Origin of the sequence: Streptomyces sp. NPDC091281 (assembly GCF_044757425.1) — a bacterium.
Taxonomy (GTDB): domain Bacteria; phylum Actinomycetota; class Actinomycetes; order Streptomycetales; family Streptomycetaceae; genus Streptomyces.
The window spans coordinates 152151-165826 of sequence record NZ_JBIVUY010000001.1; the positions used below are offsets into that span (position 1 = coordinate 152151).

12 protein-coding genes are annotated in these 13676 nt (G+C 75.7%); 3 read left to right on the top strand and 9 right to left on the bottom strand.

The annotated features are described in order from the left end of the window. Positions 1-15 precede the first annotated feature (15 nt). From ACIQPQ_RS00755 to ACIQPQ_RS00765, 3 genes are all read right to left on the bottom strand, one after another. On the bottom strand, positions 16-1827 hold the full coding sequence (locus tag ACIQPQ_RS00755) for a glycoside hydrolase family 3 N-terminal domain-containing protein (RefSeq protein ID WP_401297947.1): 1812 nt from the start codon (positions 1825-1827) through the stop codon (positions 16-18). A 288-nt stretch (positions 1828-2115) separates the two neighbouring features. Further along, positions 2116-2601, bottom strand: a complete 486-nt coding sequence (locus tag ACIQPQ_RS00760) for a DUF6882 domain-containing protein (protein ID WP_401297950.1) — start codon at positions 2599-2601, stop codon at positions 2116-2118. Between the two features lie 69 nt (positions 2602-2670). Next, positions 2671-3654 (bottom strand): LysR substrate-binding domain-containing protein, encoded by a 984-nt coding sequence (locus ACIQPQ_RS00765; protein WP_401297953.1) that lies wholly within the window; start codon positions 3652-3654, stop codon positions 2671-2673. A 116-nt stretch (positions 3655-3770) separates the two neighbouring features. On the opposite strand from ACIQPQ_RS00765, the gene ACIQPQ_RS00770 reads away from it, so the two are divergent. The 3 genes from ACIQPQ_RS00770 (at position 3771) to ACIQPQ_RS00780 (ending at position 6976) form a co-directional block, all read left to right on the top strand. Further along, positions 3771-4727 (top strand): EamA family transporter, encoded by a 957-nt coding sequence (locus ACIQPQ_RS00770; protein WP_401297956.1) that lies wholly within the window; start codon positions 3771-3773, stop codon positions 4725-4727. A gap of 175 nt (positions 4728-4902) precedes the next feature. Then, entirely contained in the window at positions 4903-6252 is a 1350-nt protein-coding gene (locus ACIQPQ_RS00775; protein WP_401297958.1) for a hypothetical protein, read from the top strand. A gap of 112 nt (positions 6253-6364) precedes the next feature. After that, a complete protein-coding gene (locus ACIQPQ_RS00780) occupies positions 6365-6976 on the top strand; it encodes a class F sortase (protein WP_401297961.1) in 612 nt (203 codons plus the stop codon). Here the strand turns inward: ACIQPQ_RS00780 and ACIQPQ_RS00785 are convergent. The 6 genes from ACIQPQ_RS00785 to ACIQPQ_RS00810 form a co-directional block, all read right to left on the bottom strand. Further along, complete coding sequence (locus ACIQPQ_RS00785) at positions 6948-8288, bottom strand: MFS transporter (RefSeq protein ID WP_401297963.1); 1341 nt, start codon at positions 8286-8288, stop codon at positions 6948-6950. The genes ACIQPQ_RS00780 and ACIQPQ_RS00785 overlap by 29 nt on opposite strands. Before the next feature lie 229 nt (positions 8289-8517). Then, positions 8518-9363 (bottom strand): sugar phosphate isomerase/epimerase family protein, encoded by an 846-nt coding sequence (locus tag ACIQPQ_RS00790; RefSeq protein WP_401297965.1) that lies wholly within the window; start codon positions 9361-9363, stop codon positions 8518-8520. Between the two features lie 73 nt (positions 9364-9436). Continuing rightward, positions 9437-10036 carry a dihydrofolate reductase family protein gene (locus ACIQPQ_RS00795; RefSeq protein ID WP_401297967.1) on the bottom strand — a complete coding sequence of 200 codons (600 nt, stop codon included), beginning with the start codon at positions 10034-10036 and terminating at the stop codon, positions 9437-9439. 257 nt (positions 10037-10293) lie between these two features. Further along, positions 10294-11340 (bottom strand): LacI family DNA-binding transcriptional regulator, encoded by a 1047-nt coding sequence (locus ACIQPQ_RS00800; RefSeq protein ID WP_401297970.1) that lies wholly within the window; start codon positions 11338-11340, stop codon positions 10294-10296. 208 nt (positions 11341-11548) lie between these two features. Beyond that, positions 11549-12532 carry a ribokinase gene (locus tag ACIQPQ_RS00805; protein ID WP_401297973.1) on the bottom strand — a complete coding sequence of 328 codons (984 nt, stop codon included), beginning with the start codon at positions 12530-12532 and terminating at the stop codon, positions 11549-11551. Positions 12533-12674: 142 nt separating this feature from the next. After that, positions 12675-13451, bottom strand: a complete 777-nt coding sequence (locus ACIQPQ_RS00810) for a glycoside hydrolase (RefSeq protein ID WP_401297975.1) — start codon at positions 13449-13451, stop codon at positions 12675-12677. Positions 13452-13676 lie beyond the last annotated feature (225 nt).

Sequence of the window (13676 nt, forward strand, 5' to 3'; positions counted from 1 at the left end):
TGGTCGGAGAGGCTTTCAGTACGTCAGTCCGTGCCCGACCGGGTACAGCACCCGCTCCGGGTCGTCCGCCCGTCCCACCGGCACCGGCAGCTTCCCGCGCGGGCGTACGGCCCCCGCCATCACCCGCGCGGCGGCCCGCAGTTCGACGTCGGTCCACGAGTAGGCCGCCAAGTACGCGCGTACGCCCGGCAGATGGGCCACGTCGTAGGGGTTGCGGACGGCGACCGCGACGACCGGCCGGCCGGTCGCCGACAGCCGTTCCACCAGGGCCTGTTGGGGGCTTCCGGCCGTCACGTTGTACGTGAGGACGACCACCGCGTCCGCCGCCCCGGCCGCCGCCACCGCCCGGTCGGCCGTCGCGGCGGACGGGTCGGTGCCGGTGGACAGGGCCGTCGCCGTGAAGCCGAGCGCGGTGAGGGCGGCGGCCAGGACGCCGGTGGGCGGCCCGGTGGTGCCGGTCGGGGAGACCGGGTCGGCGCCCACCACCAGCAGCCGGGGGTGCTCGCGCGGCGACAGCGGCAGCGGGCGAGCCGCGCCCTCCCGCTCCGGCGCGTTGACCAGCAGGGTCGTGGTCCGCTCGGCGAGCCGGTCGGCGATCGCCCGGTGCCGCCGGGTGCCGACGGTGCGCCCGACCCGGTCGCGGCGGACGTACGGCTCGGTGAACAGCCCCAGCCGGTCCTTCAGCCGCAGGATGCGCAGCACCGACTCCTCCAGCCGCGCCTCGGTCAGCTCCCCGTCCCGCACGGCCCGCAGCACCGCGTTCCACGCGAGGTCCAGCTTCGGCGGGTTGAGCAACTGGTCGACGCCCGCCTTCAGCGCGAGCACCGGCACCCGGTCGTCGCCGTACTTCGTGCGCACGCCCGCCATGTCGAGGGCGTCGGTGACCACCACCCCGTCGTAGCCGAGGCGTTCGCGGAGCAGGCCGGTGACGATCGGGCGGGAGAGGGTCGCCGGGTCGCCGGAGTCGTCCAGGGCCGGGACGAGGAGGTGGCCGGTCATCACGGAGTCGGCGCCCGCCGCGACCGCCGCCCGGAACGGCACCGCGTCCAGCCGCTCCCACTCCGCACGGCTGTGGGTGATGACGGGGAAGCCGGTGTGGCTGTCGACGGCGGTGTCGCCGTGGCCGGGGAAGTGCTTGGCGGCGACGGCGATCCCGGCGTCCTGGTAGCCGCGGATCTCGGCGGCGGCCAGCGCGGCGACCGCGTCCGGGTCGGCGCCGAAGGACCGTACGCCGATCACCGGGTTGGCCGGGTCGACGTTCACGTCGGCGACGGGGGAGTAGTCCTGCCGGATGCCCATCGCCCGCAGTTCGCGGCCCGCGACCCGGCCCAGGGTGCGGGCGTCGGCGCGCGAGCCGCCCGCGCCGACCGCCATCGCGCCGGGCAGGAGCGTCGCGGGCGCGCCGACGCGGGCGACGATGCCGTGCTCCTGGTCGGTGGAGATCAGCAGCGGCAGCCCGCGCGGGCGGCCCAGCGAGGCCCGCTGGAGGCCGTTGGAGAGGTCCGCGATCTGGAGCGGGTCGCGGGTGTTGTGCGCCCACGTGAAGTAGATGACCCCGCCGACGCGGTAGCGGTCGATCAGCTCGGCGGCGGTACGGACGCCGAGTTCCGCCTCGTTGGTGTCGGCGTCGGCCGGATCGGGGGCGGTCGCCGAGTGGCCGTACACCCGCGTCACGAAGACCTGGCCGACCTTCTCCTCCAGGGTCATCCGGGAGATCAGCGCGCGCAGGCGGCGGTCGTCGGCGTGGGCCGGTCCGCCGCTCCCGGCGACGGCGAGGGCCGCGGTGAGTCCGGCACCGGCGGCGAGGACGGTACGTCGGGAGGGCACGGGCGCTCCTTGCGGGGTTCCGGGATGCGGTGACGGAACGCGCACGGTACCCGCGGCGGAGCCGCCATCGGCGCAAGGGAGGGGGGCGCGCCGATGGCGGCACGCTGTCGGCGGCGGTGCGGCGGAGAGGGGTGCGCCGGTGATCCCGCCCCGGAGGGCGGGGCCGGCACCGCACCGGGGGTGCCGGTCCGACAGCTCACCGGTCAGACGGGCGGCGGGCCGCCGGGGTTCCCGGAACCGGGAGCCGGTTGCGGGAACCCGGAGCCGGTTGCGGGAACCGGTTCGGGTCTACGCCCCGGTGGGGGTCAGGTCGTGCAGCAGGAAGTGGAGCTGTACGCCGTCCGCGGTGTCCGCCCAGAGCCCCTCGGCGTCGAGCACGGAGGCGGCGACCAGCCGTGCCGCGGCCACGTGTGCGGGGTGCGCGTCGAAGCCCGGCCAGGGCAGGACGGGGTGGCCGTGCTCCTCGCCGTACCGGCGGACCCGGTCGACGTCGCCGAGGACGGCGGGCGGCAGTGACGGGTTCGCCCAGGACCACAGCGAGGTCTCCCGGTCGAGGGCGACGGTGCCGAGGAGGGTGAGGCGGCCGGTGAGGAAGACGGTGCCGCCGTGCGCCCAGGTGATGCGGGCGTCGTCCAGCGACCAGTCGTACTGCACGTCGCCCGAGAGGCCGTGGCGTTCGACCATGCGTGCCTGCCGGGACCGCGCCCGTGCGCGCGCGACGTCCACGACGGCCTCCCAGCCGGAGCCGTCGTCCCGCGCGGCCTCGTCGTCCACCGTCACTCCCCTCGCCCGCGTCGCACAGGCGTACGACCCGTCTCCGTCGACGCGATCATCGCACCGCCGTCACGGCCGGGAGACGCCCGCCCCCACCGCTCCGGTTCCGACGCCCTCGGCGGCCTCGGCTGTCTCGTCGGCCGCCGGTGTCCCCGCCACCCGCGGCCAGTGCTCCCGCAGGGTCCGTACCGTCTCGGCGATCGCGGGGCGGCGGGCCGCGCCGCCGCGCCACAGGGCGTACAGGCGGCGGACCGGCATCGGGTCGAGGGGCACCTCCACCACGCCCGGCGGCAGCGGGCCCCGGCCCAGCCGGGGGATGAGGGCGACGCCGAGACCGGCGCCGACCAGGGCCACCAGGGTCGGGTTCTCCTCGGCCTGGTGGACGAGGTCCGGCTCGTGCCCGGCGGCGCGCAGGGTCCGTACGAGCCAGTCGTGGCAGACCCGGCCCGGCGGCTGGCAGATCCACCGCTCGCCGCCCAGCTCCTCCCGCCGCACGCCGTCCCGGCCCGCGAAGGGATGGTCCGCCGGGACCAGCAGGTCGCACAGGTCGTCGCCGAGGACCGCCTGCTCGACGCCCGCCGGGGCGGGCAGCGGCGCGATGTCCCAGTCGTGCGCCACCGCCAGGTCGACGGCGCCCTTGGCGACCAGGTCCACCGACAGGTGCGGGTCGACCTCGGTGAGCCGGGCGTCCAGGGCGGGGTGGCGGCGGGCCAGGTCGGCGAGGACGGGCGGCAGCAGGCCGCGCGCGGCGGAGGCGAACGCGGCGACCGCCAGCCGCCCCGCGGGCACCCCGCGCCGCTCCTCCAGCGCCGTCTCCGCCCGCTCCACGATCGCCATCAACTCACCCGCCGTACGCACGAGTTGACGCGCCTCGTCGGTGAGCCGGACGCCGCGGCCCTCCCTTTCGAGCAGCACCGTACGGGTCTCGCGCTCCAGCTTGGCGATCTGCTGGGAGACGGCCGACGGCGTGTACCCGAGCGCGGTGGCGGCGGCGCCGACGGTGCCGTGGACGGCGACGGCGTGCAGGGCGCGCAGCCGCTGGAGGTCGAGCACGGAAGCCTCCCAGGGGGACAGCGGAACGGTCTCACCCGATCCATTAGCGGAGCTTCATCCAACCATGCAGCAATCATCGCTGGTGCTTCACGTTCCGGGCGGGTGATCCTCGACGCATGCGACCCGCTCACCTTGCTCTCGCCGTCCTCGTCGCCGCCGTCTGGGGCGTCAACTTCACCGTCATCGAGATCGGCCTCGGCCACTTCCCGCCGCTGCTCTTCTCGGCCCTGCGCTTCCTGGTGGCGGCGCTGCCCGCGGTGTTCCTGGTGGGCCGCCCCAAGGTGGCGTGGAAGTGGATCGTGGCGGTCGGACTGGTCCTCGGCGTCGCCAAGTTCGGGCTGCTCTTCGTCGGCATGGACGCGGGGATGCCCGCCGGGCTGTCCTCGCTGGTCCTCCAGATCCAGGCGGTGTTCACGGCGGGCATCGCGGGCGTCGTCCTCGGCGAACGGCCCACCCGGCTGCGGCTGGTGGGGATGGCGGTGGCCCTCGGCGGCATCGCGGTCGCCGCCGCGGACGAGGGCGCGTCCGGCCCGCTGGGCGCGTTCGCGCTGGTCATCGCCGCGGCGGCCTGCTGGGGCGCCTCCAACGTCCTGACCCGCAAGGCCTCCCCGCCCGACGCCCTCAACTTCATGGTCTGGGTCAGCACGGTCCCGGTCCTGCCGCTGCTCGCCCTGTCCCTCCTCACCGAGGGCCCCTCCCGCGACCTCGCGGCCCTGCGCGCCCTCGACTGGCAGGGCGCGGGCACCCTCGTCTACGTCGCCTGGATCACCACGGTCTTCGGCTTCGGCGCCTGGGGCTGGCTCCTCCACCGCCACCCCGCCTCCACGGTCGCCCCCTTCTCCCTCCTCGTCCCCGTCTTCGGCATGACCTCCGCCGCGCTCTTCCTCGCCGAGCCGGTCACCCCCCTCCGCTGGTGCGCGGCGGCCCTCCTGGTCGGCGGCGTGGCACTGACGTCACTGGCACCGGGGCGACGGGCGGGCGGTTCCGGCGGGACGGGGGGAACGCCCGCGGTGGTGGCCGGCGTCACGGGCGGCGCCGTCGTCGGTGCCAGGGACGGCGGAGGTGCCGTCTGACGTGCGCGGCTGTCCCGCTCCGTGTCGCGAAACCGTGACATGGAGCGGACGAGTCCGGCTTACAAGATCACTAAGTTTTTGTCTGCAGCCGGCCCCACCAGCCCCGCTTCCCGGGGAGTCAGTGAAGGCGGCATGCGACTCTCCCCACCACTTGCTGATCCGACCTGGAGTCGTCATGCGTCGTTCGTTCCTCCGCACCACCCTCACCGCCGTCGCCCTCGGCGCCGCGGTGTTCGCTCCGGCGGCCCAGGCCTTCGCGACCGACGGCACGACGCCGGCCGACGGCAGGACGGCGGCCGCGGACGGCGCGGGGAAGCTGGTCGAGACGAAGACGCTCGGTGACGGGCTGACCGGAGCGATCCACCAGCAGGGCGAGCACACCTACACCGCCGCGATCTCGCGGGGCACCACCCTGCTCGGCGTGCTGCACGTGACCAGCGGCTCCGACGCGATCGTCAAGGACTACCGCGTCTTCGGGAAGGTCCAGGTCGTCCTCGCCTCGGACGGCACCCTGACCTGGCACTGGACCGAGGACGGCGACCCCCTGGGCGACCTGGTGGGGACGTACCCCCTCAAGGGCGGTCTCGTCGCCCGTGTCTACCTGCTGAACCCCGGACGCTACGACGCCACCGTCCACACCGACGGCGGCCGCCGCGTCCTCGGCAAGCTCCAGACCGGCTCGGCGTCCGGCGGCGGCGCGGCGGACAGCAAGGTCTTCGACGGCGTCCGCGTCACCCTCCACACCGACGGGAAGGTCACGAGCGAACTCGTCGACGACGGCGGCAGCACGGGCGAGGGCACCCTCCTGCGGACGGAGAAGCTGTCCGACGGCTCGCTCCTGAAGGTGTACCGGGCCGAGGCGGGCCGCTACCGCGCGGAGCACGTCATCGGCGGGCGGACCGTCTGCGTCCTGGAGGCCACGGACCGCTCCGCCGCCTGCCGCTCCAACGGCGTCTACCTGGTGCTCACTCCCGGCGGCCAGACCTACCACTGGACCGGCAGCACCGTCGGCGGCGCCCGGCTCGGCTCGTACAAGCTGCCGAACGGCAAGCTGGTGAAGCTGGTGCGCGAGAACGGCGTGTACGGCCTGGAGGCCTTCCGGGACGGCGCCTCGATCGGCACCGTCTGGGCCCGGGACAACCGCTCGGCGGTCGGCCAGGACGACGTCACCCTCGTCGTGGTGAACCCCGACGGCTCCTTCAGCAACCACATCCTCGGCGCCGCGAAGCAGGGCCCCGCCGTCTTCGCGGGCAACGGCGGCGACACCGACGAGAGCGGCACCGGGACGCGGACCGGCACGGAGCCGTCCGCTCCGGCGAAGACGGGCACGTCCTCGCGGACGGGCACCTCCACGGTCACGACGGCCCAGACCACCGTGGTGCCCCAGGGCGGGGTGGCCGCCGGTGCCGAACTGACAGCGGGCGGCGAGGACGGCACGGTGTTCGCCGCCGCGACGGCGGGTGCCGCGGCGCTCGCCGCCGCGGGTCTGGCGTTCACCGTCGTCGTCCGTCGCCGCACCCGCTGACCCACGGAACACCCACGGTACGGCCGGCCGGTGGCGTCTCGCCGGCCGGCCGTACCCGTTCGTCCGCTCCCGTCGCCCGTCCCGCCTGTCCGTCCCTCCCCCGGGGAGATCCATGCCGCCTCGCCGTACCGCCGCCGCGCTGTTCACCCTCGTCGCCGGAGCCGCCCTGCTCGGCTGCGGCGACGCGGACGGGGCGCGGCAGCCCGCCCCGCAGGCGCACGTGCGCCCCACGACCGCCGCCCCCGTCCCCTCGGCGACAGCGTCCCGCCCGATGCCCCGGTCCAGGCCGGTGCGGGTACGGATTCCCGCCGCGGGAGTCGACGCCGGGGGCGTGCTGGCCCTCGGGCTCGCCCCGGACGGCACGATCGAGGTGCCCCCGGTCGAACAGGCGGACCGCATCGGCTGGTACGACAAGGGCGTGACCCCCGGTGAGACCGGGCCCGCCGTCCTGGTCGGCCACTTCGACACCGCCGACGGCCCGGCCGTCCTCCGGGACGTCGCGCGTATCGGGGCGGAGGACACCATCAGCGTCACCCGCGCCGACGGCACCACCGCCGACTTCCGGATCCGCGAGATCGAGCAGGTCGGCAAGGGCGCCTTCCCGACCCGGAAGGTCTACGGCGACACGTCCCGCCCCGAACTCCGTCTGATCACCTGCGGCGGCGACCTGGTCGACGGTCATCGCCCCGACAACATCATCCTGTACGCCGATCTGATCGCGTGAGGTCGCGGGCGCGGTCGCCTGCCGCAGGGGCCTTCACGGCCCCCGGTACACCGTCCGCCGGGAAGCCGCCCGCCCCGCCCGCCCCCCGCGCCGCCGGAACCCCCTCCGCGCCCCCGTCTCCGCCCCCGCCCCGCAGCTCCGGCGTCCGACCCGCCACCGTGGCGACCGCGGCGAGGCACAGCAGGCCGCCCAGGACGAGGGCGGTGGCGCCGGATGTCCAGCCCGCGGTGACGCCCGCGCGGAGGTTGCCGAGGTGAGGGCCCGCCTGGCCGACGACCGTCTCGGCGGCCGTGACCCGGCCCAGCAGCGCGTCCGGCGTACGGGTCTGCACGATCGTCGTCCGCGACAGCACCGCCACCGCGTCCGCCGCCCCGGCCACCACCAGCGCCCCGAGCCCGGCCCAGGCGTGGGTGCTCAGCCCGAAGAGGGCGAGGGAGACGCCCCAGCCGCCGGACGCGCACAGCATCACCGGCCCCGGCCGCGCCAGCCGCGTCACCGGCCCCGAGAACGCGGTCGCCGTCACCCCGCCCACCGCGAGCGCCGACAGGAACAGGCCCAGGGTGCGCGGGTCACCGCCGAACCGCTCCTCGTTGACCAGGGGGAACAGCCCGACCGGCATCGCCAGCACGGTCGCGGCCAGATCCGTCACCAGCGCCCCGCGCACCACCCGGTGCCCGGTGAGGAACCGCAGCCCGTCCGCCACACCGCGCAGCCCCGGCCGCGACGCCTCGCCCTCCGGCGGCAGCGGGGGCAGCCCGAAGGCGCCGTAGAAGGCAACGGCGAAACTGACGGCGTCTAGGAGGTAGCAGACGCCGACGCCCCACACCCCGAGCACCAGTCCGGCGACGGCCGGGCCGAGCAGCATCATCGTCTGCCCGCTGACCTGGTTCAGAGCGAGCCCGGCGGCCACCTGGTCCTTCGGCAGCAGCCGCGGCACGAACACCCCCGCCGCGGGGGCCGCGACCGCCGCGCACGCCGACTGGGCCGCGACCAGCGCGAGGACCGGCAGCACGGGCAGCGGTCCCGCGAAGCCCTGCACGGCCAGCAGCAGGGAACAGACGGCCTGGCCGACGGTGGCGAGGAGGTAGACCCGGCGCCGGTCGGCCCGGTCGACCCACGCCCCGGCGAACAGCCCGACCCCGACCAGCGGCACCGCCTGCGCCAGGCCCACGGCCCCGCTCCACACCGAGCTGTGGGTGGTGTCCCACACCTGGTACATCACGGTGACCATGGTCATGAACGCGCCGAGCGTGGAGACGGTACGGCCGATCAGCAGCCGCCGGTAGACCGGGGAGGTCCGTACGGGGCGCACGTCGAGGAGGGTCCGCGAGAACCGAGCGCGCGAGGACGGGGGGACAAGCCGGGAGAACGGGGTCCGCGGAGACCGGCTCATGACGGGAGGGCGGCGGTGGCGCGCGCCGCGGGCTGCGGTCTCACGGCGCGGAGGCTAACCCGTCACCCGCCGCGACGACCACCGGTTTACGCCCCGGCCGCGGCCAGGTCCGGCCTCTACGAGATCCGCCCGCTCACCCGCACAGCCCTCACGCCGACTCGTTCAGCAGCCGGGCCAGGTGGTCGCGCCCCGCGCCCAGCAGGCCGGGCAGCGGTTCCGGGACGGACGGGACGGTTCCCGCGGCGGCGGGCGCCGTGTCGGTCGTGGGCCGCGGGCCCTCGTACGTCCAGCACAGCCAGCCTTCCCACCCGCGCCGGGACAGGACCTCCACGCACTCGGTGAGCGGCAGCACCCCCGCGCCGAGCGCCAGCGGGGCCCGGTCCTCGGCCGAGGCGAAGTCGCCGACGCGGACGTAGCCGAGGTGCGGGGCGAGCGCGGCGCAGGAGGCGTGCGGCTGCTCCCCGTCGAGCCAGGTCCGCCGTACGTCCCACACGGCGCCCGCGCCCGGATGCCCGACGCGGTCGAGCACGCGGGCCACGGCGGCGCCCGTGCCGTGACCGCCGTGGGTCTCCAGCAGGACGCGTACGCCGAGCCCGGCCGCGTGCGGGGCGACGGCGGTGAGGCGCCGGACCACGGCGTCCTCCGCGCCCGGCGTACCGGGAAGGCCTCCGGGGAGGACCCGGAGGAAGGGGGCGCCGAGCGCGGCGGCCTGCGCGGTGAGCGCGCGGATCGCCCCGATCACGGCCTCGTCGCTGCCCGGCGCGGCCACCTCCGTGGCCGCCGCGAGCCCCAGGACCTCGACTCCGGCCGCCGAGGACCGGGCGGCGAGGTCGGCGCGTTCGGCGGGGCCGGGTCCGGGGCGGCCGGGGCCCTCGGGGCGTACGGGCTCGTCGGCGCGGAGTTCCACGCCGTGGTAGCCGTGGGTGGACGCGAGCCGCAGCACCTCCGGGACCGGCAGGTCCGGCACCCCGAGGGCGGAGAAGGCGAGCTTCATACCTCTGGACCCTACGCGCGACCCGCCCGCTCCACGACCAGAGCGCCCGGCGGCGGCCCACCGCGGCACGCGCTCACGCGGGCTCGGCCGCCGCGCGGTACACGCACACCTCGGCGCCCGTCTTGGCGGCCGTCGCGGAGACCAGTTCGAAGCGGCGCAGCCCGCCGTCGGTGGGGAAGAGCGACTTGCCTCCGCCCAGCACCACGGGCATCCGCATCAGCACCATTTCGTCCACCAGCCCCGCGCTCAGCAGCCCCCGGACGAGGGAGGGGCTGCCCATGACCAGCAGGGTGCCGCCGTCGCCGTCCCGCAGCGCGCGGACCCGGTCCAGGTCGCCGCCGGCGGGGAGTAGCCGGGAGTTGTCCCAGGTGAGGCCGGTCTCGGTGAGGGTGTCGGAGACCACGTACTTGCGGATCGAGTTCATGCGGTCCGCGAAGGGGTCCCCGGCCCGCTCCGGCCACGCCCCGGCCATCGCCTGCCAGGTCCGCCGCCCGAACAGCAGCGCGTCGGCGCCCCGCAGCGCCGCGTCGAAGGCGCCGCCGACCACCTCGGGGTCGAACCAGGCGTGCGTCCAGCCGCCGTGCGCGAAGCCGCCGTCGGTGTCCTCCTCGGCACCGCCGGGGGCCTGCACGACGCCGTCGAGGCTGATGAACGAGCTGACCACGATCCGCATGGGGTTCCCTCTCTCCTCCGGCCCCGCTCCTGGCGAGCGAGCCGTCACCGATACCGTCACCGATTCCGTCGACGGAGCCGGTGACGGTGCCCGGTTGACGACAGGAAGACCGGCACCCCGCCGGAAACTCATCGCTCCGCGCGCAACTCGTCGCCCCGGCCGGAAGCCGCCCGCGCGGCCGCGATCCGAGCCCCCGGGCCGACCGCGACCCGCCCGACGCCGCGTGCCCCCGACCGCCAAGCCCGCCCCCGGCGGCCCTACCCCCGCGCCGCCCCCGTGGACCCCCGCACCACCAGCTCCCCCGGCACGAGCGCGATCCCGCCGGGCGGCGGCTCCTCGCGGCCCATGGCGATGCGGCCAGCGCGGGCACCGGCCTCCGCGAGCGGCAGCCGTACGGTCGTGAGGGAGGGCACCGCGTCCACGCTGGAGGGGAGGTCGTCGAAGCCCGCGACCGACACGTCCTCGGGGATGCGCAGCCCCGACTCCCGCAGCGCCGAGCAGGCGCCGAGGGCGACGGAGTCGTTGGCCGCGACGATCGCCGTCAACGTGTCGTCCCTGCGGAGCAGTTCGAGCGTGGCCTCGTAGCCGGAGCGCCGGTCGTAGCGGCCGTGGACCGTCCGGCGCGGGTCGTCGGGCACACCGCCCGCGGCCAGGGCCGCCTGGTGGCCCTCCAGCCGGTGCCGGGTCGTCGTGCTGCCGCGGGGGCCCGCGATGTAGCCGAGCCGCCGGTGGCCGAGTCCGACGAGGTGCTCGGTCAGCCGCCGGGTGCCGCCCCGGTTGTCGAAGGCGAGGGCGACGGCGTCGGTGTCGGGCACGGGCGGCCGCCCGCACAGCACGACCCGGGTGCCCGCCGCGGCGAGCTTGCGCAGCTTCTCGGCGACGGCCGTGGCGCGCGGGTCGCCCTCGGCGGCGCCGCCGGTGAGCACGACGGCCGCGGCCCGCTGCCGTTGCAGCAGGGTGAGATAGGTCAGTTCGCGGTCCGGGGAGCCGCCGGTGTTGCAGACCACCGCGAGCCGTTCCCCGCCGGCCCGCCCGCCGGGCCCGCCTATCTCCGACTGGATCGCGCTGGCCATGATCCCGAAGAAGGGGTCGGCGATGTCGTTGACGAGGATGCCGACCAGGTCGGAGGTGGCCGCCGCGAGGGCGCTGGCGGGGCCGTTGAGCACGTAGTCCAGTTCGTCCACGGCACGCAGCACCCGTTCGCGCGTGGACGCGGCGACCGGGTAGTTGCCGTTCAGCACGCGCGACACCGTCGCGGGGGAGACCTGGGCGCGGGCCGCCACGTCCGCCAGGGTCACCGTCATCAGTCGTCCTCCGGTCACGCGTCCGGGCGTAGGTCGTTCCACGCCCTGGTAGACAGGTCGCGCCACGTGATGGTTCCGGGCGCGCGGAGCAGACATTACGGCCAGGAGGCCGAGTTGCCCGCCCCCGAGGCCGCCCCGGGCCGCACCCGCCCCCGCGGGGACCGCGCCGGGGCCGGGCGAGGACGGCGTACGGGCGGGGCCAACGCCGCTACGGGGCACCCGAGTTGCCGCCGCGGTCCCCGCCGCCCGAGCTGTCGGCGCCGTCCCCCGGCCCGTCTCCGGTACTGCGCAGCCCCTCCACCTCGTCCGCCGTGGGGAACGACGCCTGCGCGCCCCGCCGGGTGACCGCCGCCGCCCCCACCCGCGCCGCGTATGCCGCCGCCCCGGTGAGGGACGCGCCCGCGCCCAGCCGCCAGGCCAGCGCGGCGGTGAAGGCGTCGCCCGCGCCCGTGGTGTCCACGGCGTCCACCGGCACCGGCGGCACCTCCACGACGCCGTCCGCCGCCGAGGCCACCAGCGCGCCCCGCGGACCCAGCGTCACCACGACCGACTTGGGGCCCTTGGCGAGGAGGATGCCCGCCCAGTCGGCGGGCCGGTCGCCCGCAGGTGCCCCGCCGATCAGCACGCGGGCCTCGTGCTCGTTGACGATCAGCGGGTCGCAGGCGGCCAGCACCTCGGCGGGCAGCGCGCGCGGCGGCGACGGGTTCAGCACGAAGCGGCTGCCCGGCGCGAGGCAGCGTACGGTCTCCACGACCGTCTCCAGGGGGATCTCCAGCTGCGCCGACACCACCCGCGAGGCGTGGAAGAGCCCGGCGGCGGCGCGGACGTCGGCGGGCGCGAGCCGCGCGTTGGCACCGGGCGAGACGACGATGCTGTTGTCGCCCGACGGGTCGACGGTGATCAGCGCGACCCCGGTCGCCGCCCCGCCGACCAGCACGCCCACCGTGTCGACGCGCGCCGCCCGCTGCGAGTCCAGCAGCAGACGGCCGTGGGCGTCGTCGCCGATCCGGGCCAGCAGGGCCGTCCTGGCGCCCAGCCGGGCCGCGGCGACGGCCTGGTTGGCGCCCTTGCCGCCGGGGTGGACGGTCAGGTCCGAGCCGAGCACGGTCTCCCCGGCCGCGGGGCGCCGCTCGACGCCGATGACCAGGTCGGCGTTGGCCGACCCCACGACCAGCAGGTCGTAGTCGTACATGAAGGGACTCCTGCCTCACCCGCCGACGTGACGTCCCATGGTGCCGCGTCCGGGGCGCCCGGCGCGCCGCACCCGGCACGGCCCCGGTGGGGGTGCCGTCCGGACGGCACCCCCACCGGGGCCACTGCGCGGGGGAAGCGGGTCAGTTGACGGTGGCGGAGAACTTCTTCACCGCGAGGCCCGCGCCGTTGACCCACGGCTCGAACCCGGCCTGGACGCTGGTCAGGTACCAGGCGTCGGTGGCGAGGCCGTTGGCTATCGCGCCGTTGACGAAGTCCTTCACGTTGAAGCTCAGCGAGGTGATCGCCGAGGGGGCGACGTAGGAGATGACGTCGTTGGAGCCGTTGCTGCCCTTCCAGACGTCCCAGGTCCGGCCCGCCACGGAGGCGGTGCCGGTCTTGGCGCCGATGGGCTGGATCGACCCGACCTTGTTGAGCCAGATCATGATCTCGGTCTTGTTGACCCCGTCCTTCTTCGGGGTGGGGTCGAGCCAGATGTCGTAGGAGGCGTTGTACGTCGCGCCGCTCACGTACGTGTACTCGATCTGGCTCGGCACGCTGCCCAGGGAGTTGATCCGCTTGGGCAGCGCGGTGCCCGGGGAGCAGTTGGTGTAGTGACAGCCCGCGAAGATCGACGGGTACGACTTCGGGGCGCCGTTCGTCGGCACCGAGCCGTCGGCCCGGGTGAGCTGGAAGCCGTCGCCGACCTGGTTGACGCACTGCGCCTCGCCGGTGCCCCAGGCGTTGTTCTGCACGACGTAGCCGCCGGGCGTGGTGACCGAGCCGTACTTCTCGCAGGTCTGGGCGTCGGCGCTGGCGACGCCGCTCAGGGCCGTGACGGCGGTGACGGAACCGGCGGTCATCACCAGGGCGGCGAGCAGGGGCCGCAGCCGGCGGGCGCGGCGGAGGGGTGCGTTCATGGGAGTTCCTTTCGTCCAGCGACGTGGGGGGATCGTGGGGGATCGTGTCGTGGGAGCGCTCCCAGTGCTGGTCCGGACTGTACGGAATCCCTCCCTCCGCAAGCAAGGGACGGAACGGCACCGGTCGAGGATGGCGTGAACACGCTGTTACCCGTGTGTACACGGCAGTTCGGCCGGAACCGGTACCGGCCGGGCGCCGGACGGTCGCGTCAGCACCCTGCCCCC

What these genes read in the sequence shown, in the direction of transcription:
- ACIQPQ_RS00810 (WP_401297975.1), bottom strand. Translation starts at nt 13,451, where the DNA reads ATGAACGCACCCCTCCGCCGCGCCCGCCGGCTGCGGCCCCTGCTCGCC.
- ACIQPQ_RS00805 (WP_401297973.1), bottom strand. Translation starts at nt 12,532, where the DNA reads ATGTACGACTACGACCTGCTGGTCGTGGGGTCGGCCAACGCCGACCTG.
- ACIQPQ_RS00795 (WP_401297967.1), bottom strand. Translation starts at nt 10,036, where the DNA reads ATGCGGATCGTGGTCAGCTCGTTCATCAGCCTCGACGGCGTCGTGCAG.
- ACIQPQ_RS00770 (WP_401297956.1), top strand. Translation starts at nt 3,771, where the DNA reads ATGCGACCCGCTCACCTTGCTCTCGCCGTCCTCGTCGCCGCCGTCTGG.
- ACIQPQ_RS00775 (WP_401297958.1), top strand. Translation starts at nt 4,903, where the DNA reads ATGCGTCGTTCGTTCCTCCGCACCACCCTCACCGCCGTCGCCCTCGGC.
- ACIQPQ_RS00780 (WP_401297961.1), top strand. Translation starts at nt 6,365, where the DNA reads ATGCCGCCTCGCCGTACCGCCGCCGCGCTGTTCACCCTCGTCGCCGGA.
- ACIQPQ_RS00800 (WP_401297970.1), bottom strand. Translation starts at nt 11,340, where the DNA reads ATGACGGTGACCCTGGCGGACGTGGCGGCCCGCGCCCAGGTCTCCCCC.
- ACIQPQ_RS00790 (WP_401297965.1), bottom strand. Translation starts at nt 9,363, where the DNA reads ATGAAGCTCGCCTTCTCCGCCCTCGGGGTGCCGGACCTGCCGGTCCCG.